This window comes from Sphingobium soli (genome assembly GCF_020782245.1).
Lineage (GTDB): Bacteria > Pseudomonadota > Alphaproteobacteria > Sphingomonadales > Sphingomonadaceae > Sphingobium > Sphingobium soli.
Window position 1 is genome coordinate 207901 of record NZ_JAJGNP010000005.1, and the last position, 17755, is coordinate 225655.

At 64.3% G+C, this 17755-nt stretch carries 22 protein-coding genes; 10 read left to right on the top strand and 12 right to left on the bottom strand.

The window, feature by feature from the left end:
- The first annotated feature begins 55 nt into the window (after positions 1 to 55).
- On the top strand, positions 56 to 1282 hold the full coding sequence (locus LL253_RS09200) for a dicarboxylate/amino acid:cation symporter (protein ID WP_228226984.1): 1227 nt from the start codon (positions 56 to 58) through the stop codon (positions 1280 to 1282).
- Between the two features lie 10 nt (positions 1283 to 1292).
- Here the strand turns inward: LL253_RS09200 and LL253_RS09205 are convergent, their stop codons facing one another.
- The 5 genes from LL253_RS09205 to treF form a co-directional block, all read right to left on the bottom strand.
- Positions 1293 to 1901 carry a peptidylprolyl isomerase gene (locus LL253_RS09205; protein ID WP_228226985.1) on the bottom strand — a complete coding sequence of 203 codons (609 nt, stop codon included), beginning with the start codon at positions 1899 to 1901 and terminating at the stop codon, positions 1293 to 1295.
- A 44-nt stretch (positions 1902 to 1945) separates the two neighbouring features.
- Positions 1946 to 3346, bottom strand: coding sequence for a chromosomal replication initiator protein DnaA (gene dnaA, locus LL253_RS09210; protein ID WP_228226986.1), 1401 nt, complete (start codon positions 3344 to 3346; stop codon positions 1946 to 1948).
- A 409-nt stretch (positions 3347 to 3755) separates the two neighbouring features.
- Positions 3756 to 4019 carry a 30S ribosomal protein S20 gene (rpsT, locus tag LL253_RS09215; protein WP_009820781.1) on the bottom strand — a complete coding sequence of 88 codons (264 nt, stop codon included), beginning with the start codon at positions 4017 to 4019 and terminating at the stop codon, positions 3756 to 3758.
- A 117-nt stretch (positions 4020 to 4136) separates the two neighbouring features.
- Positions 4137 to 4949, bottom strand: a complete 813-nt coding sequence (gene mutM / locus LL253_RS09220) for a bifunctional DNA-formamidopyrimidine glycosylase/DNA-(apurinic or apyrimidinic site) lyase (protein WP_228226987.1) — start codon at positions 4947 to 4949, stop codon at positions 4137 to 4139.
- A gap of 17 nt (positions 4950 to 4966) precedes the next feature.
- The gene (gene treF / locus LL253_RS09225; protein WP_228226988.1) at positions 4967 to 6532 is read right to left on the bottom strand and encodes an alpha,alpha-trehalase TreF; all 1566 of its coding nucleotides are present in this window, start codon (positions 6530 to 6532) and stop codon (positions 4967 to 4969) included.
- 118 nt (positions 6533 to 6650) lie between these two features.
- Between treF and LL253_RS09230 the strand changes: the two genes are divergently transcribed.
- From LL253_RS09230 to LL253_RS09260, 7 genes are all read left to right on the top strand, one after another.
- The gene (locus tag LL253_RS09230; RefSeq protein ID WP_228226989.1) at positions 6651 to 7382 is read left to right on the top strand and encodes a class I SAM-dependent methyltransferase; all 732 of its coding nucleotides are present in this window, start codon (positions 6651 to 6653) and stop codon (positions 7380 to 7382) included.
- A 7-nt stretch (positions 7383 to 7389) separates the two neighbouring features.
- Positions 7390 to 8931, top strand: a complete 1542-nt coding sequence (gene ubiB, locus LL253_RS09235; RefSeq protein WP_228226990.1) for a 2-polyprenylphenol 6-hydroxylase — start codon at positions 7390 to 7392, stop codon at positions 8929 to 8931.
- A 110-nt stretch (positions 8932 to 9041) separates the two neighbouring features.
- Positions 9042 to 10298 (top strand): bifunctional phosphopantothenoylcysteine decarboxylase/phosphopantothenate--cysteine ligase CoaBC, encoded by a 1257-nt coding sequence (gene coaBC, locus LL253_RS09240; RefSeq protein WP_228226991.1) that lies wholly within the window; start codon positions 9042 to 9044, stop codon positions 10296 to 10298.
- Entirely contained in the window at positions 10273 to 10728 is a 456-nt protein-coding gene (dut, locus tag LL253_RS09245) for a dUTP diphosphatase (protein ID WP_228221840.1), read from the top strand. The genes coaBC and dut overlap by 26 nt, the downstream gene beginning before the upstream one ends.
- Before the next feature lie 4 nt (positions 10729 to 10732).
- The gene (locus LL253_RS09250) at positions 10733 to 11137 is read left to right on the top strand and encodes a hypothetical protein (protein WP_009820773.1); all 405 of its coding nucleotides are present in this window, start codon (positions 10733 to 10735) and stop codon (positions 11135 to 11137) included.
- Positions 11134 to 11901: a HesA/MoeB/ThiF family protein gene (locus tag LL253_RS09255; protein WP_228226992.1), complete on the top strand. Its 768-nt coding sequence runs from the start codon at positions 11134 to 11136 to the stop codon at positions 11899 to 11901. Before LL253_RS09250 ends, LL253_RS09255 begins: the two co-directional genes overlap by 4 nt.
- On the top strand, positions 11889 to 12254 hold the full coding sequence (locus tag LL253_RS09260) for a DsrE family protein (protein WP_228226993.1): 366 nt from the start codon (positions 11889 to 11891) through the stop codon (positions 12252 to 12254). The genes LL253_RS09255 and LL253_RS09260 overlap by 13 nt, the downstream gene beginning before the upstream one ends.
- A 5-nt stretch (positions 12255 to 12259) precedes the next feature.
- Here the strand turns inward: LL253_RS09260 and LL253_RS09265 are convergent, their stop codons facing one another.
- The 3 genes from LL253_RS09265 to LL253_RS09275 are packed head-to-tail and all read right to left on the bottom strand — an operon-like array spanning position 12260 to position 13229.
- Positions 12260 to 12436, bottom strand: a complete 177-nt coding sequence (locus LL253_RS09265; RefSeq protein ID WP_009820770.1) for a hypothetical protein — start codon at positions 12434 to 12436, stop codon at positions 12260 to 12262.
- The gene (locus LL253_RS09270; protein WP_009820769.1) at positions 12433 to 12642 is read right to left on the bottom strand and encodes a helix-turn-helix transcriptional regulator; all 210 of its coding nucleotides are present in this window, start codon (positions 12640 to 12642) and stop codon (positions 12433 to 12435) included. Before LL253_RS09270 ends, LL253_RS09265 begins: the two co-directional genes overlap by 4 nt.
- A complete protein-coding gene (locus tag LL253_RS09275) occupies positions 12639 to 13229 on the bottom strand; it encodes a hypothetical protein (RefSeq protein ID WP_228226994.1) in 591 nt (196 codons plus the stop codon). Before LL253_RS09275 ends, LL253_RS09270 begins: the two co-directional genes overlap by 4 nt.
- Positions 13230 to 13369: 140 nt before the next feature.
- Between LL253_RS09275 and LL253_RS09280 the strand changes: the two genes are divergently transcribed.
- A complete protein-coding gene (locus LL253_RS09280) occupies positions 13370 to 14044 on the top strand; it encodes a glutathione S-transferase family protein (RefSeq protein WP_228226995.1) in 675 nt (224 codons plus the stop codon).
- A gap of 2 nt (positions 14045 to 14046) precedes the next feature.
- Complete coding sequence (locus tag LL253_RS09285) at positions 14047 to 14721, top strand: hypothetical protein (protein ID WP_228226996.1); 675 nt, start codon at positions 14047 to 14049, stop codon at positions 14719 to 14721.
- A gap of 55 nt (positions 14722 to 14776) precedes the next feature.
- Here the strand turns inward: LL253_RS09285 and ndk are convergent, their stop codons facing one another.
- The 4 genes from ndk to LL253_RS09305 form a co-directional block, all read right to left on the bottom strand.
- Complete coding sequence (gene ndk / locus LL253_RS09290) at positions 14777 to 15199, bottom strand: nucleoside-diphosphate kinase (protein WP_009820765.1); 423 nt, start codon at positions 15197 to 15199, stop codon at positions 14777 to 14779.
- 168 nt (positions 15200 to 15367) lie between these two features.
- Complete coding sequence (locus LL253_RS09295; protein ID WP_228226997.1) at positions 15368 to 15688, bottom strand: ribonuclease E inhibitor RraB; 321 nt, start codon at positions 15686 to 15688, stop codon at positions 15368 to 15370.
- A gap of 101 nt (positions 15689 to 15789) precedes the next feature.
- The gene (locus LL253_RS09300; protein ID WP_009820763.1) at positions 15790 to 16227 is read right to left on the bottom strand and encodes a DNA polymerase III subunit chi; all 438 of its coding nucleotides are present in this window, start codon (positions 16225 to 16227) and stop codon (positions 15790 to 15792) included.
- A gap of 10 nt (positions 16228 to 16237) precedes the next feature.
- Entirely contained in the window at positions 16238 to 17677 is a 1440-nt protein-coding gene (locus LL253_RS09305; protein WP_228226998.1) for a leucyl aminopeptidase, read from the bottom strand.
- Positions 17678 to 17755: the final 78 nt, after the last annotated feature.

Genomic DNA, 17755 nt, shown 5'->3' on the forward strand with positions numbered 1-17755 from the left:
CGCTTCCGATCCGTTTCCGGCTATATGCCAGCCCTGACCGGAAAGAGTTGACCCCATGTCGCTGACCGTCCGCATCCTCATTGCCCTGGTCGCTGGGCTGGTCTGTGGCATCGCCATCGCCGAATGGGGCGGCGCCTGGGACGCCGCGATCGTCGGCGTGGCGCAACCGATTGGCAAGGCGTGGCTTGGCGGATTGCAGATGCCGCTCATCCCGCTGATCTTCGCTCTGTTGGTGACAGGCATCGCGCAGGCAGCGACCACAGCGCGCAACAATGGCCTCGCTGGGCGGGCGATCGGCCTGTTTGCAATTCTGCTGGTCGGCGCAGCCGGTGTCGCGGCACTGGCTGGCCCGCTCCTGCTGACGCTATGGCCAGTTCCGGAAGGTGCGGTCGGCGCGTTGGCGGGCGCGGGACCGGTAAGCGAGGTTCCGGATGTGCGGCCGTCAGCCGAATGGCTGCTAGGCTTCATCCCAGTCAATCCGCTCAAGTCGGCAGCCGATGGGCAAGTGGTGGCGATCGTGTTGTTCGCGTTGATATTCGGCTTTGCGGTGACCCGGATCGCGGCGGAACGGCGCGCGCAGCTGACTGGCTTTTTCCAGGCGCTGGCCGACGCGCTGCTCGTGGTTGTAAACTGGGTCTTGTGGCTGGCCCCGCTGGGCGTATTCGCGCTCGCGCTGGTCGCGGGCGCGCGATCGGGCCTCGCAACGGCCGGCGCTCTGCTTCACTATATCCTGTTCATCGTGGCCTTGTGCCTGCTGGTGACGCTGCTCGTCTATCCACTCGCGGTCCTGCTTGGCCGAATCGGTGTCGGCCGTTTCGCCCGCGCTGTCTTCCCAGCCCAAGCCATCGCCTTTTCCACGCAAAGCTCGATCGCGTCCCTGCCCGCGATGATTCAGGCAAGCGACGGCGCGCTGGCGGTGCGGGAAACGAGCCGGTCCATCGTCCTGCCGCTGGCGATTTCCCTGTTTCGTATCACCAGCCCGCCCGCCAATCTGGGCGTCGCCCTCTATGTCGCCGCCATGAATGGCATCGACCTGGGTGCGACACAATTGATCCTGGGTGTTCTGGTGGCAGCTGTGGTCAGCCTGGCGGCTGTCGGCTTGCCGAGCCAGATCACCTTCTTCACGACCACCGGCCCCATCTGCCTTGCCATGGGCGTGCCAGTCGAGGCGCTGCCTCTCTTGCTGGCGGTCGAGACGGTGCCCGACATCTTCCGCACTGTCGGCAATGTCACCGCCGACATGGGCGTTGCACGCATCCTGGACCAGCGCGCCGCAGACTGACGGGCACTTGTCAGGGCGTGCGACGCACGCTGATGATCTTTACGGGTGTTTCGAGCATCTGGCCTTTCATGACGCCTTCGCCTTTGGTCGGCGATTTAGGCGCGATGAGGATCGCCTTTATTACGTCCAGCCCCTCCACTACATGGGCGAAGACCGCAAATCCCTGATTGTCGCCGGGCGCGTCTGGATGAGCGTCCATCGACGGCATCCGCCCCAACACGACGAAAAAGTCGCCGGTCGCGCTGCCCGGCGCATAACGCGCCATGGATAGCGCCCCTTCATCATGGACCAGGCCCGTCTGGCTGGTCGGTTCATGCGCAATCGGCGGCAATATGCGCTTGGGGTCATTCTGCGTACCGCCCTGCACGAAGCCGTAATCGGCAGCCCCGACGCCGCGGTAGAAGGCTGTGCCGTCGAGCCGCTTCTGATCGACATATTTCAGGAAGTTGGCTGCGGTGGCAGGCGCCTTTCCACTGTGCACTACAATGACAACGGGCCCCTGCTCCGTCAGCATCGTTACCCGCACGTCGGCGGGATCGGCAGGGGGCGCTGCTATCTGCGCAGACGCAGGCGCGATGGACAGGAGGGCGGCGAGGAACAGGGCAAGCTGGCGAATCATACCGATAGCCTAGCCGATCAGGCGCGACGCGCCAGAGGGGGCTTTTAGCCCTCCAGCAAACGCTGCAATGCACGGACATCGGCATCCATGTCCGGGCTGGTTTCGCGCAGCGCCTCGATCGTGCGTACGGCATGGATCACGGTGCTGTGGTCACGCCCACCGAAGATACGGCCGATTTCGGGCAGCGAACGCGGCGTCATTTTCTTGGCAAGATACATGGCTACCTGACGCGGACGGGCGACGGCCCGGGCGCGGCGCTTGGAGCGCATTTCCGCCGGATCGATCTTGAAATGCGCGGCGCAGGCCTTCTGGATTTCATCCACGGTGATGCGGCGGGCATTGGCGCGAACAGCATCGGCCAGCATCTGCTGGGCAAAATCGAGATCGATCGCGCGCCCGGTCAACTGGCCATAAGCGACCAGCTTGTTGAAGCCGCCTTCCAGTTCGCGCACGTTTGACCGGATCGAGCGGGCGAGGAAATCGATCACCATGTCGGGGACAATCATATCGCCGGCCAGAGCACGTTTTGATTCGAGGATGGCGAGACGCAGGTCGAGATCGGCAGGGCGGATATCCGCCACCAGGCCACCGGCCAGGCGCGAGAGGATACGCGCGTCGATCGATTCGAGCCTCTGCGGCGCACGGTCGGCGGTGACGACGATGCGCGCGCCGCTATCGATCAGGTCATTGATCGTGTGAAGAAATTCCTCCTGCGTCGATCCCTTGCCCGCGATGAATTGGATATCGTCGATCAGCAGCAGACGCGCGGCCCGTAGGCGCGCCTTGAACGCCATCGTTTCGTTGGCGCGCATCGCATTCACAAATTCCATCATGAAGCGTTCGGCCGACATATAGAGGACCGGCGCCTTCGGCGAATGCGCGGAGAAAGCCGCGGCGATACCGTGCAACAAATGGGTCTTGCCCTGTCCCGTGCCGCCATGAATGAACAGCGGCGTGAAACGGGGTTGGGCCTCACCCGCCATCGCCTGTGCGGCGGACCAGGCCAGCCGGTTCGTATCGCCGACGACGAAATCGTCGAGCCGGTGGCGCGGCTGGAAGTTCGACGCCACGATCGCCTCTTCCATCACGGGTTCGGTTTGGATGGACGGCGCGACCTCCAGCAGGCGAGGCCCACAAGCGTCCGGCGCGCGGCGCACACGCACTTCGCGCACCCCGACCCCGGCGCTGCGCCAGGCCATGCGCAAGCGATCGCCAAACTGGCCCGACACGAAATTCGCGCTGAAGTCAGTGGCGACCAGCAGGTCGAGAGTCTGCGATTCGGGGCAATAGTCGCCAAGACGCGCCGGCTTTAGCCATTGGTCGAACAGGCGCGCGCCGACGTCACGGCGCAGACCGGTCCGGATCACGCTCCAGGCAGAATCCAGGCCGGTGCCAATCTCACTGTCCGTTGCCTGACGTTCCACCAAAGCTGCCCCGACTTTCATACCCTAAGCGACCCCCGAGATCAGTCAGAACGGCGCAAGAATAGCTATTCGGAAAAGCCATTACTTTTCCGATCATCATGCATCGTCTGACCTAATGACGACCGCCTCAAAAACGATTCGAGCGGCGGCCGGAGGAGCAAAATAGACAGGCGCGCTTCGCCGGATCAAGGCCGGAACACTTCAAAAAAATGAAATAAAGCCGTTGACTCGGCAAAGCCGCGGAAAAGGCCAACTTGGCATTTTATCACGATATTTCAGTTATTTATTTAGTCACAATCCTGCCGAATCCGGTCGAATCGCAGGATTTGCGCGTGTCTGGCCGATGACAACAATGTGACGTAAAAACGAAAGGCCCGCTCCGGCCATCCGGAGCGGGCTCTGATGTTCGTTATTCCCTTGCGGGGGGGTGTCAGGCGATCGCGCTGACGGCCTTGGTCAGGCGGCCGAACTTGCGAGCGGCGGTGTTCTTGTGCAGCACGCCACGTGCAACGCCACGCGCCAGTTCAGGCTGAACGGTCTGCAGCGCAGTGGTGGCGGCGTCCTTGTCGCCAGCAACGATGGCGGCTTCCACCTTCTTCACCAGGGTGCGGATCCGGCTGATGCGGGCGCCATTGATTGCGGCGCGACGCTCGTTGCGACGGATGCGCTTCTTGGCTTGCGGCGTATTGGCCATTCTATTCCTCGGTTCTCGTCAAATCTCGGGAAGAGGCCCGCCGAAAATGCCGACATGCCTCGTGAAGGTGCGCCCCTTACAGAGTATCGGGGCAGGCGTCAACGGATTCGGACACGGCTATTTCTGGCATGTGGGGCAATAAAAGGTCGACCGACCGCCATCGACGCGCCGCCGGACCGTGCCGCCGCATGGACAGGGTTCCCCTTCCCTGCCGTAGACGCGCCATTGCTTGGAAAAATAGCCCAGTTCTCCGTCAGGCCGCGCATAATCGCGCAAGGTCGACCCGCCAGCCGTAATGGCGGCGGTCAGCACGGTACGAATCGCCTCCACCAAAAGCGCCAGACGGGCCGCGCCGATTCGCCCTGCTGCCCGAGTGGGGGCGATGCCGGCCATGTTGAGCGCTTCACAAACATAGATGTTGCCGAGACCTGCCACGATGCGCTGGTCCAGCAGCGCCGCCTTGATCGAGGTTGCCCTGCCTTTCAACGCTGTGGCCAGCATTGCCGGCGAAAAATCATCACCCAGGGGCTCGGGTCCCATGCGGGTGAAAGGCGCATAGCCGGTCCAGGCGTCAGCGCGCACCAGATCAAGCGATCCGAACCGACGAGGATCGTTGAGCGAGAGAATCCGGCCCTGATCGGTTTCGACCAGCAGATGATCATGAGGGCCAATCTCCGCCGGATCGATCCGCCAACGCCCCGACATACCGAGGTGAAAGATCATCATGTCACCCCGGTCGGTTTCGATAAGGCCATATTTGGCGCGCCGCGACAGGCCGGTCACGATGGCGCCCGTCATGCGTTGGCGCAAATCGACCGGAATGGGAAAGCGCAGGTCGGCGCGGCGCGGCTCGACGCGCGTGAGCCGGCTTCCCTGCAAGACTGAGCGCAGGCCCGCCACGGTGGTTTCTACTTCGGGAAGTTCAGGCATGAGCCGTTATGTAGGCGCTAGCGTCCCGCCGCAACAGAGGCATCCGGAGCAAGATCCGGCCAGCGGGCGATCAGGGCCGCGGTCACGCCATTGGTCCACCCGAAGCCGTCCTGCAGCGGATATTCGCCCCCGCCGCCCGGCTTGCGGTCTTCAACATCATATTTTTCCAGCATCTTGCCGGTTTCACGGAAGGCCGCGTCCACCGTCGATATCCAACGGCGGGCTATGTCTCTGGCAAGCGACGGATGGCCCGCGCGCGCCAGTCCGTCGATCGCCATCCATTGCAGGGGCGCCCAGCCATTGGGGCTGTCCCATTGCTGCCCTGTCGCAAGCCGGGTCGTACGCAGGCCGCCCTCCCCGACGAGCTGATCGCGCGTGAGCCGGGCAACGGCATCGGCTTGGGCTTTGGTGGACAGGCCGACGAACAGGGGGAAGAGCGTGGCCGCCGACACGATGGGCGTGGCTTGTCGGCTATCCATGTCCCAATCGGCATAGCGTCCCGCATCCGGTAGCCAGAGCCAGCGGTCGATGGCGGCTTTGCGCGCCGCGGCGAATTGATGGAACTGACGCGCGCAACCGGCATCGCCCGCTGTCGCGCATCGTTCGGCAATGGCGCGCTCCAGCCGCCAGAGCAGGCTGTTGAGGTCGACGGGCACGATATGCGTGGTGCGGATCGTAGACAGGCGTTTGGGATCGGCCAGCCAGCGGGAGGAAAAGTCCCAGCCGCTTTCCGCGCCGGCGCGCAGGTCGCGATAGACGTCGCCCCTGGCCCTGTTGCTTTGACGCGCGGTCGCGACATCTTCGGCCCAGCTTTCATCGCGCGGTCCGGGCCGATCACCCCAATAGCGGTTGAGCAGCGCGCCATCGGGCATGCGCACCACGCGGAGGGCGGCCCCTGATTTGGATGCGCGATCGCGACCGCGCATCCAGAAGTCATGTTCGGCGCGCAAGGCGGCCAGGTGACGGGGATCGGTTGGGTTGCTGGCCAGATCGACCATCAGCGACAGAAAGGGAGGCTGCGACCGCCCCAGATAATAAGTGCGAGTGCCGTTGGGGATGAAGCCGTAGCGGGCAATGAGGCTTTCAAAATCGGCGAGCATCGAATCGATCAGGGGTTGCTGCCCATCCGCCTTGAGGCCGAGCATGGTGAAATAGCTGTCCCAATAATAGATTTCGCGAAATCGCCCGCCCGGCACGACATAGGGCGCAGGCAAGGAGAGGGCCGATGAGCCGGCAGGCGGATTGAGCGCCGGCCGGGTGAGCTGCGGCCAGAGAGCGCGGATATGGTCGCGGAGCGTTGGGGCCGGCCGCTCGTCCTGCTCGCCCGGCACGCTGAAATGGCGCAGGACAAACTGGCGCAGGGCCGCGCCCTTTGGCTGTTCCCGCCGATAGGCCTCCACAATGGCGGCAGGGTCGCCTTTTGGCACGGCGTCGACGAAGGTCTTCCCATCCTCGAAGACCCGCTCGCTCTGCACCGCTTCGAACAAGGGACCGTAGATTTGCTGCGGGCTGGGTGGCGGCGCAGCTTGCGCCAGGCAGAGCAGCGCGGCGAGCGCGACGGCGAAGTGGACAGGTCGGCGCATATCGACATTCCCCCATATCGGTCGGTCAGGCGGAGGAATGAATGACGCAGGCGAAACGTTCCGGCCACGGCTGCCTTCGCGCTGGCATGGGACGACAACAGCGGCTAGAGCGAAAGGCATGAGCGAAACAGCATCCTTCGGCTATCGCGACGTCGATGCCGCCGAAAAAGCGGGCATGGTCCGCGCGGTCTTTTCCAATGTCGCAGCCAAATATGATTTGATGAATGACGCCATGTCAGGCGGCGCGCATCGGCTGTGGAAGGACCAGTTCGTCCGCCGGGTGAAGCCGCAGGCCGGTGAAGAGATTCTCGACATGGCCGGCGGAACGGGCGACATCGCGTTCCGTATGCACCGCCATGGCGCGCAGGTGACTGTGTCGGACATCAATCCCGAAATGCTGGCCGTCGGCGTCGAGCGCGCGCAGAAGAAGGGATATGAGGGCCTGATCTGGTCGGAGCAGAATGCCGAAGACCTGACCTTTGGCGATCGCGCATTCGATGCCTACACGATCGCCTTTGGCATCCGAAACGTCACCCATATCGACAAGGCGCTCAAGGAGGCGCACCGGGTACTCAAGTTCGGTGGCCGGTTCTTCTGCCTGGAATTTTCCACGACGACCTGGCCGGGTTTTTCGGACGTCTATGACGTCTATTCGCACAAGCTGGTGCCGCACCTCGGCAAACTGTTCGCCAATGACGCCGACAGCTACCGCTATCTGATCGAATCGATCCGACGTTTCCCGCCCATGCCCAAATTTGAAGCGATGATCCGGGACGCGGGTTTCACGAACACCAAGGTCGAGCCGATCATGGGCGGGCTGGTCGCTATCCACAGCGGGTGGAAGATCTGACCCGCGCATGACGTCCCACATCACCCATATCTGGCGGCTCCTGAAATGGGGGCGCATCTTGGCGCGGCATGGCGCGCTGCGTGGGATCGAGCGCGATCCGCTGACGCCCGCACCGGTGCGCCGCCTGGTACGGATCGCCCGCCTGGGCGCGCGCGTGCCACGGCAACCGCGCTATGCCGATGCGTTTCAGGCGATCGGCCCGGCCGCGATCAAGCTGGGCCAAACGCTGGCGACCCGGCCCGATCTGGTCGGTGAGGAAGCGGCCAACGACCTGCTGCGGTTGCAGGACGCCCTGCCCCCCGTGCCGTTCGACACGATCCGCGCCCAGATCGAGCAAAGTTTCGGGCGGCCGCTGGAGGCATTGTACAGCCGGTTCGACGAAGCCCCGGTGGGTGCGGCGTCGATCGCGCAGGTCCATCACGCGCTCACCACCGATGGGCGGGACGTTGCGGTCAAGGTGATCCGCCCCGGCGTCATTGATCAGTTCAACCGCGACATCCAGACCTATGAATGGGCCGCAGCCCATATCGAGCAGCTGGGCGGGGAAGTCGCTCGACTGCGCCCGCGCCTGGTGATCGCCAACCTTAAGCGCTGGACCGCACGCGAGTTGGACCTGCGACGCGAAGCGGCGTCGGCGTCGGAACTGGCCGAGGCGATGGAGGCGATGCCAGGCTATCGCATCCCCGCCATCGACTGGGACCGCACCAGCGGCAAGGTCATGACGATGGAGTGGATCGACGGCATCAAGATCGCCGATCGCGCCGCGCTGGTCGCGGCAGGCCACGACATGAAGGATCTGGCCGCCCGCCTGGTCAACGCCTTCCTGCGGCAGGCGATCGCCGAAGGCTTCTTTCACGCCGACATGCATCAGGGCAATTTGTTCGTGACGGCAAGCGGCGAGATCGTCGCGATCGACTTCGGCATCATGGGCCGGATCGACCGGCGCGCGCGCATGTGGCTTGCGGAAATTCTCTACGGCCTCATCACCGGCAACTACAAGCGCGTCGCCGAAATTCATTTCGAGGCGCAATATGTCCCCGCCCATCATAATGTCGCCGAGTTCGCGACGGCGCTGCGTGCAGTGGGCGAGCCGATGCGCGGCAAGGCGGCGAGCGAACTGTCGGTGGGCGGTATGCTGGACGGCCTGTTCGCCATCACCCGCGATTTCGACATGCAGACCCAGCCGCATTTGCTGCTCTTGCAAAAGACCATGGTGATGGTGGAGGGAGTAGCCCATTCGCTCGACCCCGACATCAATATGTGGGAAACGAGCGGCCCCTATGTGAAGGGCTGGCTGCGCGACGAACTTGGGCCGGAGGCCAAGGCGGCCGATACGCTGATCGAGAATTGGCGCACGCTCCAGCGTCTGCCGGGTCTCATCAAACGGATAGAAGACGCCTTTCCCGAAAAGGGCGGCGCCCCGCCCCCTCCCCCGCTGAACGAAGTCAGGCTGATCCGCGTGGGCGGCGGGTGGCGCTACGCGCTGGTGGCGATAGTCGCAGCAGCGGCTGGCGTGGGAGCGACTTTGCTATTATCTTCTTCAGTATGACACGCGAGGAAGCCAGCGCCCGGATTTCGCCCGCTCCACATTGGCACGGTGGCGCATGGCATCGGCGAGTTGCTGGCGCTATGCGGCGCGGACTTGGATAGCCTTTCCGAATGACCCGTCGCGTCCTCCTTATCATTTCCGGCGGGATCGCCGCCTACAAGTCGCTGGAGCTTGTCCGTGCCTTGCGCAAGCGCGGTATCGCTGTGCGGGCGGTGCTTACCAAGAGCGCCGAACAGTTCGTGACGCAGCTGTCGCTGGGCGTGTTGACCGAGGATCAGGTGTATGACGACCTGTTCGACCTGAAGGCCGAGCGCGAGATCGGGCATATCCAGCTCAGCCGTCAGGCCGACCTGGTGGTGGTCGCGCCTGCCACCGCCAATATCCTGGCGAAGATGGCGACCGGCATTGCGGACGACTTGGCGACGACGCTGCTGCTGGCCACCGACAAGCCGGTGCTGGCTGTCCCCGCCATGAATGTGCGCATGTGGCACCATAAGGCGACGCAGCGCAATCTGGCGCAGTTGCGCGCCGATGGCGTGCACGTCATGGAACCGGAGGACGGCGAAATGGCGTGCGGCGAATATGGCAAGGGGCGGTTGCCCGAGCCCGAGGCCATAGCGGTGGAGGTCGAGCGGCTGCTTGCCTTGCCTTTGCGGGCCGATCCGCTGGCCGGACAGTGCGATTTTACGGGCAATAGGGGATCGCTGTCGGGAAAGCATATCCTGGTCACCGCCGGGCCGACGCATGAGCCGATCGACCCGGTGCGTTACATCGCCAACCGGTCCTCAGGGAAACAGGGTTTCGCCATCGCCGCCGCCGCCGCGCATGCAGGCGCACGCGTGACGCTGGTCGCCGGGCCGGTGCAGCTACCGACGCCGGCAGGCGTGGCCCGGATCGATGTGGAAACGGCGCGCGAGATGCTGTCCGCCGTTGACGCGTCGCTGCCGGCAGACGCCGCCATCATGGTCGCGGCCGTTGCCGACTGGCGCACGGCCGACGCCGCCGGGCAGAAGATCAAGAAGGATGGCTCAGGTCAGCCGGCCCCGCTGGCCCTCGTGGAAAATCCCGACATTCTTGCGACATTGGGGCGTCATGCTCTGCGCCCCAAGCTGCTGGTAGGTTTTGCCGCCGAGACGCAAAAGATTGCAGACCATGCGCAGGCCAAACTGGCAAAGAAAGGCGCGGACTGGATCGTCGCCAATGACGTGTCCGGCGCGCCGGGCGACAGCGTGATGGGCGGCGACGACAATGCGGTGCAGATCGTCAGCGCGCAGGGCATCGAAAGCTGGCCGTGCCTGCCCAAGCAAGTCGTCGCCGACAAACTTATCGAAAAGGTCGCTCATGCCCTCACCCTTTCCGCCGATTGAAATAAGGATCAAGCGCCTGCCCCATGGTGGAGGGCTGCCCCTGCCCGCCTACGCGACCGCGCAGGCCGCCGGCATGGACGTGGTATCGGCCGAGGAACTGGTACTGCCGCCGGGCGGACGCCACGCCGTCGCGACCGGCTTTGCCATGGCGATACCCGAAGGCTATGAGATACAGGCGCGCCCGCGATCGGGTCTGGCGCTGAAACATGGCATCAGCCTGCCGAACACGCCGGGCACGATCGATGCCGATTATCGCGGCGAAGTGAAGATCATCCTTATCAATTTGGGCGACGAGCCCTTTGCCATCGCGCGCGGCGACCGGGTCGCCCAATTGGTGGTCGCGCCGGTCCAGCTTGCCAGTTTCGCAGAAGTCGATAGTCTCGACGATACCGCCCGGGGAAAGGGCGGCTTTGGTTCGACCGGAGTGTGACGCCATGACCATCCTGCTTTCCCTGATGCTGGCCGCGGCGCCTGTACCGGCGGCGCTACCCGCGATGCCGCAGGATCTGAGCCAGGTTCCGGTCATCGACCGCTGGCTGGGCCGCAGGATTTCGCCGCGCTGGTCGGAAGATGTGGCGCGTCAATATCGCAAGGGCAATTGTTCGGGCGCGGTGCCCTATGAAGGGTCCAACCTGCTGGAAATCGACATGCTGTTCCTGCTGTCGGGTGATGGCAAGCCGCTCAAGGTCGCGCCGGTCAACGCCCAATGCCCCGAAGTCGAACAGTTTGTCAGCAATCGCATCCTGGGATCACTGCGCGGGTCATTCCCGAAAAGCGGATCGGCAGAACCGCACTGGATGCGATCGCAGGTGCGTTTCCTCTGGTCGGACGCACCGTGACGCTCACCGACGCGCAACTGGACCGCTATGCCCGGCATATCGTGTTGCGGGAAATTGGCGGTGCGGGCCAGATGCGACTTCTGAACGCGGACGTCGTTGTTATCGGCGCGGGCGGCATCGGTAGCCCCGCGATCCTGTATCTGGCGGCTGCGGGCGTTGGCACGATCCGCGTGATCGACGATGATGTGGTGGCCCTGTCCAACCTGCAACGGCAGGTGCTGTTCGGCACCGACGATATAGGGAGTCCTAAGGCGGAAGCGGCAATGGCGGCGGTGGCGCGGATCAACCCCGACGTGAAGCTGATCCCCATCAACGCGCGGATCGATGCCGACAATGCCGGCCTGATGTTCCGCGACGCGGACGTGGTGCTGGACGGGTGCGACAATTTCGCGACTCGGTTGATCGTCGCCGATGCCGCGCAGCGACTGCGCATCCCGCTTGTGTCGGCGGCCGTCGGCCCGTTCGAAGGACATATTGCGACCTATCGGGGGTGGGAGGCGGACAAACCCTGCTACCGCTGCCTGGTGGGCGATCCGCAAGATGCGCCGGAGCGCAACTGCGCCGAAACCGGCGTGATCGGCGCGCTGACCGGCACGATCGGCAGTCTGGCGGCGCTGGAGACGATCCGCGCGCTTGTCCCGTTCGGGACGGACATGGCCGGCAAATTGCTGATCGCCGATCTTTTGACCATGCGATTTCGCACAGTGGATGTTGCCAAGGACCCGGCCTGTTCGGGATGCGCGATGGAACTATGCGCTCCCTGACCATCATCGTTGCGGCACCGGACCCGGAGCGTTTGCGCGGTGCGCTGACATTGGCGGCGGCGCAGGCGGCGCTAGGGGGTCGGGCACGGCTGTTCCTGCAACTGGACGCCGTGGCACTGCTTCGTGCACCGATCGCGGCGCCGCGTGATGCCGGTCATAAGGCTGCGGGACTGCCGTCGCTTGAAGACCTGCTCGCAGAGGCGCTTTCGCTGGGCGTCGCATTGAGCGCCTGCCAGAGCGGGATGAGCCTTGCCGGCCTATCCCTCGCCGACCTGCCCCCAGGGACAGAGGTCACCGGGCCGATCGCCCTGTTGCAGGCCCAGACCGAGGCAGATCGCCTGATCTTCGCCTGAACCGATCAACGCAGGATCGGCAGGCGCCAATGGAGACCCGGCGGCCGGGCGTGGACTACGGGGCCAGGCGACAGGGCTTCCGCCCGCCAGCCTAACGCCACGGGCAGCACGCCGACATGCGCCGCGCCCCATAAGGCGGCAAGGCATATCAGGATAGCCGCACTGGCGCGCACCAGCTTCATTCCCCCGCTCCTTCTTCGTCGCGCAGGAAAATATCCTCTATTTGCAGCGCAAACAAGTCAGCGATGCGGAAGGCGAGCGGGAGCGAGGGATCATATTTCCCGGTTTCGATCGCGTTGACGCTCTGGCGCGAAATGCCCAGTCGCGTAGCAAGCTCCCCCTGGCTCCAGTCGCGCTCGGCGCGCAGCAGCTTGAGCCGGTTCTTCACGCCCGCGCCCAGCTCAGGCAGCGGGACACGCCGATCGCGATGACGAAGACGGGGATGGCCGCCCAGGCGGGGACATGAGGAACGAGTCGGAATTGCTCGAGGAAACCCCAGATGGTTGCCAGCACCAGCAGGGCTCCGGTGCCGAACAGGGCGGATTGCGCCAGTTTCAGGCGGAGATATTCATCCTGTTCCTCGATCAGCAACCGCGCCATCGCGGCGACCATGGCCAAGGCGCCGGCGGCCGGCAACAAGGCAAGCCCCCAGAGCAGCGCGCCTGTCGGTTCCCAGTTTTTGTAGGCGTAGACCGCCAGGAACAGGCCCAGCGTGTAGAGCAGGCTGCCCGCCACCATCCGGCGATTATAGCGGCGCATGGCGGGCGACAGATTGCCTTCGAACCGTGCCGACCGCTCGGCCGCCCGGACGATCGGGATGGTCATGCTAGTGGCGGTCAGCATGATCGCCAGCGTCCCGGCCCAGCCAAGGTCGAATTTGTGGACAATGAGGCCCGCAACACCCATCGCGCCGCAAAAGGCGAGGCACCACAGAAGGACGGGATGCCGCGAACGGGCGGTCGGAATAGGCGGCATGGCAAAGCTCCTTTGACATAATGTCAAGTTTCATTGACATAGACGAACGCTACTTGTCAAGGACAGTTGACATTGCGGTTCATGATCGAGACTTGTCTTCCCGCTCGACTTGGGTCCGGACAGGGCGCTAAGAAGGGCGCATGATGAAGCTCTTTATCGGCAACAAGGCCTATTCCAGCTGGTCGCTACGCGGCTGGCTGGCGTGCAAGCTGTCCGGCCTGCCCTTCGAGGAAGTCGTCGTTCCGCTCTATGACCAGGCATGGGAGCAGCGGCGCGAGGGCGACGAATTCGCGCCATCATCAGGCAAGGTGCCGATCCTGTGGGACGGCGACGACATCGTCGTGTGGGACAGCCTGGCCATCGTCGAATATCTGAATGAAAAGAGCGGCGACGACCGGTTCTGGCCGGCCGATCCCGCGCCGCGCGCCATGGCGCGGTCGATGGCGGCGGAGATGCACAGCAGCTTTGCCGCGCTGCGCCGCGAGCACAGCATGAATATCCGCCAGATCTACCACCCCGTCCCGCCATCAGACGGCGTCGCGCAGGATATAGCGCGTATCATGGAATTATGGGCGCAGGCGCGCGCGCGTCATGGCGGCGAAGGCGATTTCCTGTTCCGCGAATTTGGCGCGGCTGACATCATGTTCGCGCCGGTCGTAACGCGCTTCATCACCTATCAATTGCCCGTCACGCGCTTCGCCCAGGGCTATATGCAGGCGATCATCGCCCATCCCTGGATGCAGGAATGGATTGGCGGCGCGCAGGCGGAGGATTGGGTGATCGACCGTTTCGAAAGCCCGCCGCAAACGGTGTGAGGATGACGGACGAACCGGAAGCAGTCAGCGAAACGGCCAAGGAAGCCCGTGCCAAGGAAGCCGCCGCGATTCGGCGGCGCTGGATCACTTTGGGCGAAGGCATTGCGGTGCTGGCGGTCACGATTTCGGCGCTGACGCTCTATATCAACTGGTCGGACAAGCAGGACCGACGCGCCGAGAAAGCGGCGGAAAGCCAGGCGGCGTCCGTGCGCGCGGCGCGGCTGGTGCTGCATGCCGATTCGGTAGAAGGCGACCGCATCCGGCTGCGCACGACCGACCCGGCCCAGGTCGTGCAGAGCCAGACCATCCTGTTTCCCAAGGCGCTGGAGCTGACGCCGGTCGATACCACCGGCGAACCGCGCATCGAGGCGGACTGGTTCGCCAATCCCCTGAAGCGGGCGCGGGAACAGGCGAAGCTGCCCGATGACAGCGTGGGCGACGAAAAGCTGCCGGTGGCGATCGTCACCCGCTTCGTGGTCGATGGCGAGCCGCATGAAAGCGCGGCGCTTTACGATATCGGCTATGGCATTACCGGCCGTTGGCTGGCGGGGCATCGGTTGAGCCTGCGCGGCCTGTCGCTGGTGGACGCGGTCACGGTCGCGGGTGCGCAAAAGGCGCTGGACCGGCGCTGGGCGGGGATGCCGGCAGCGCGGCCAGCCCAAAAGCCCGGCGCATAGAAAAAGGGGCCACCTTGCGGCAGCCCCTCTTCATCCCGAGCGGGTCAGGCGTCGATCAGCCGACGATTTCCTCGGGCTTGAAGAAATAGGCGATCTCGATCGCGGCATTTTCCTCGCTGTCCGAACCATGGACCGAATTGGCTTCGATCGATTCGGCATAATCCTTGCGGATCGTGCCTTCGTCGGCATTGGCGGGGTTGGTGGCGCCCATGATGTCGCGGTTGCGCTTCACGGCGTCCTCGCCTTCCAGCACCTGGACGACGACCGGGCCGGAGATCATGAAGGCGACGAGGTCGGCGAAGAAGGGGCGTTCCTTGTGAACGGCGTAGAAGCCCTCGGCCTGTTCGCGGCTCATGCGGATACGCTTGGAAGCGACGACGCGCAGGCCGGCCTCTTCCAGCTTCTTGGTGACCGCGCCGGTCAGGTTGCGACGGGTCGCGTCGGGCTTGATGATCGAAAAGGTGCGCGTGACGGCCATGGCCCTCGTAACTCCGGATTGTTGGAAAGTTGCGCGCCCTTTAGACGCGGGCGGCGCGGGCCGCAAGAGGGGGTGGCGTCGGGGATGCGGGGGTGACCTCGATAGAAGGCCGACTTGGGAGGTTTGTGGACAGTCCGCCATCGAGCACCGTCAAATGGAAAGCTGTCGTTAGACCCGGAAAAAACCCCAACCGTCTGCCCGTCCACCATATGTCTGGGCTAGAGCATCGAAACGCTCCTCCCACGACGTGACGTTTTTAGCTGATGGCTGCATTTGTACCGTAACCGTCACATCCCAAGGGTTTTCCACCCGATCAGTCTCGATCACGTCTATCTTGAACCCATCATTTTCACATTCAGTCGCGAAACTGTTTGCCGATGTCAGATCGGGAAAAATATGCGAGAAATCGACCGGCCGTGAAGGACCAAGATCGCTGCCATCCCGTCCCATCCCTGCAAGGATTTCAGCGTTTTCGTCGAACAGCGACATAAGCACCTCTCATGGCCGGCCTCCATTTGAGTGAACGGCTAATTTCGGGCAAGCTTTTGGTCTCCGCAAATGGCAAAAACTGGTCGTGATTGAACCTCAGCCTACGGCCCCTGCACCCACTTCCGTCCCTCCTGCCGCCAGAAGCGCGGTTCGACACCTTCCGCCTTGCTGAGCGTGCGCCAGCTGGCCCGCGCGCCGTCGATGGTGTCGGCGTCGAAGAAGTAAAAGGCGCGATCGAAGCCAAGCGCCTCTTCACGCCAAAGACCATCGGCGAGCGCAATATGGCGCGCGCCATTGCCCGCAGTACAGGTGTCGCTCAGGAGGATCGGCTGATACGCCTCCCCGCCCTCGCCCGTGCGGCCATGGGCGAGGAAGCTTTCGGGCGGCCCCGCCCACAGGCCCTGCGAAATCCGGTCGAGCCGGTCGCCCTCCCCCGCCACCACCAGCAGCCGCGCGCCCATCGCCAGGATGCGCCCGGCGATCGCGGGCAACACCTGTTCGACCGGATCGCGGCTCAGCTGGTAGAAGTCGACCTGCATCGCCGGCGCGTCAGCGTTCGAACCGGTCCGTCACGAAGCGGTCGAGCAGGCGCACGCCATAGCCGGTCGCGCCCTTGTCCCATGTCGCGCCGGGCTTGTCGGACCAGACCATGCCGGCAATGTCGAGATGCGCCCATTTGACGCCTTCGTCGACAAACCGCTTGATAAACTGGGCGGCGGTAATCGACCCGGCATAGCGCGGACCGATATTCTTCATGTCGGCGATCGGGCTGTCGAGCAGCTTGTCATAGGCGTCCGACAGCGGGAAGCGCCACAGCTTTTCCCCCACGCTCTGCCCAGCCTTCGCCAGCGAATCGGCAAGCGCGTCGTCATTGGCGAACAGGCCGCCATGTTCATGGCCCAGCGCGACGATCATCGCCCCGGTCAGCGTCGCCAAATCGACGATCATGTCGGGATTATAGGTTTTCTGCGCCCAGGTGACGGCATCGCACAGCACCAGCCGCCCTTCGGCATCGGTGTTGAGCACTTCGATCGTCTGGCCAGACATGGAGGTAACGACATCGCCCGGCCGCTGCGCATTGCCGTCCGGCATGTTTTCAACCAGGCCGCAAATGCCCACGACCCGCGCCTTCGCCTTGCGCCCAGCCAGCGCCTTCATCGCGCCCGCCACAGCGCCCGCGCCGCCCATGTCCCACTTCATGTCCTCCATGCCCGCGCCGGGCTTGAGCGAGATGCCGCCAGTGTCGAAGGTCACGCCCTTGCCGATGAACACCAACGGCTTGTCCTGCGCGCCGCCGGTGCCGTCCCATTCCATCGCCAACAGGCGCGGTTCGCGCACCGAACCCTGCGCGACGCCCAGCAATGCGCCCATGCCCAGCTGCGTCATCGCATCCTTGTCGAGCACGGTGATCTTGACGCCCAGCTGTTCCAGATGACGGCAGCGTTCGACGAAGCTTTCGGGATAGAGGATGTTAGCGGGTTCAGCGACCAGTTCGCGCGTGAAGGCGACACCATCGGCGAGCGCGGCCTGCCGTTCCCAAGCCGCGTCGGCATCGCTGGCAACGATAGTGATGGTCTTGAGCGTGGGCTTGGCCTTTTCACTCTGGCGCGTGCGGTAAGTGTCGAAGCGCCAGCTGCGCAGACGGGCGCCGAACGCCAGGGTAGCGGCACCCTCCCCGTTCAGACCTTCGACTGCGGCATGGGTCGCGCCACTGGTCGCCAGTTTCGCGACCAGCGCGCCGCCGGCCTTTTCCAGATCCTGGTCGCCGCCAGCCCCGGTGCCGAGCAGCAGGATGCGGACCGTCCGGCCGCCTTCTTCAGCGAAACTTTCAAAGCTGCTGCCCGCTTCACCGCTAAACCGTGACGCTGCTGCGCCCGCTGACAGCGTCGATGCGGCCGCCAGCGGCAGGGAGTCGAGCCCGCCCTTGGCAACGGCCAGGACCAGAGTGTCGGCGGCTTCGGGGCGGGTCGGGCTGAAACGGATATCCATCGGGGCGTTTTTCCTCTTGTCGATGTATCGGTGGCTACGGCAGGCGCCGCGCGGCTACTTCCGCAGATAGTGCCGCCC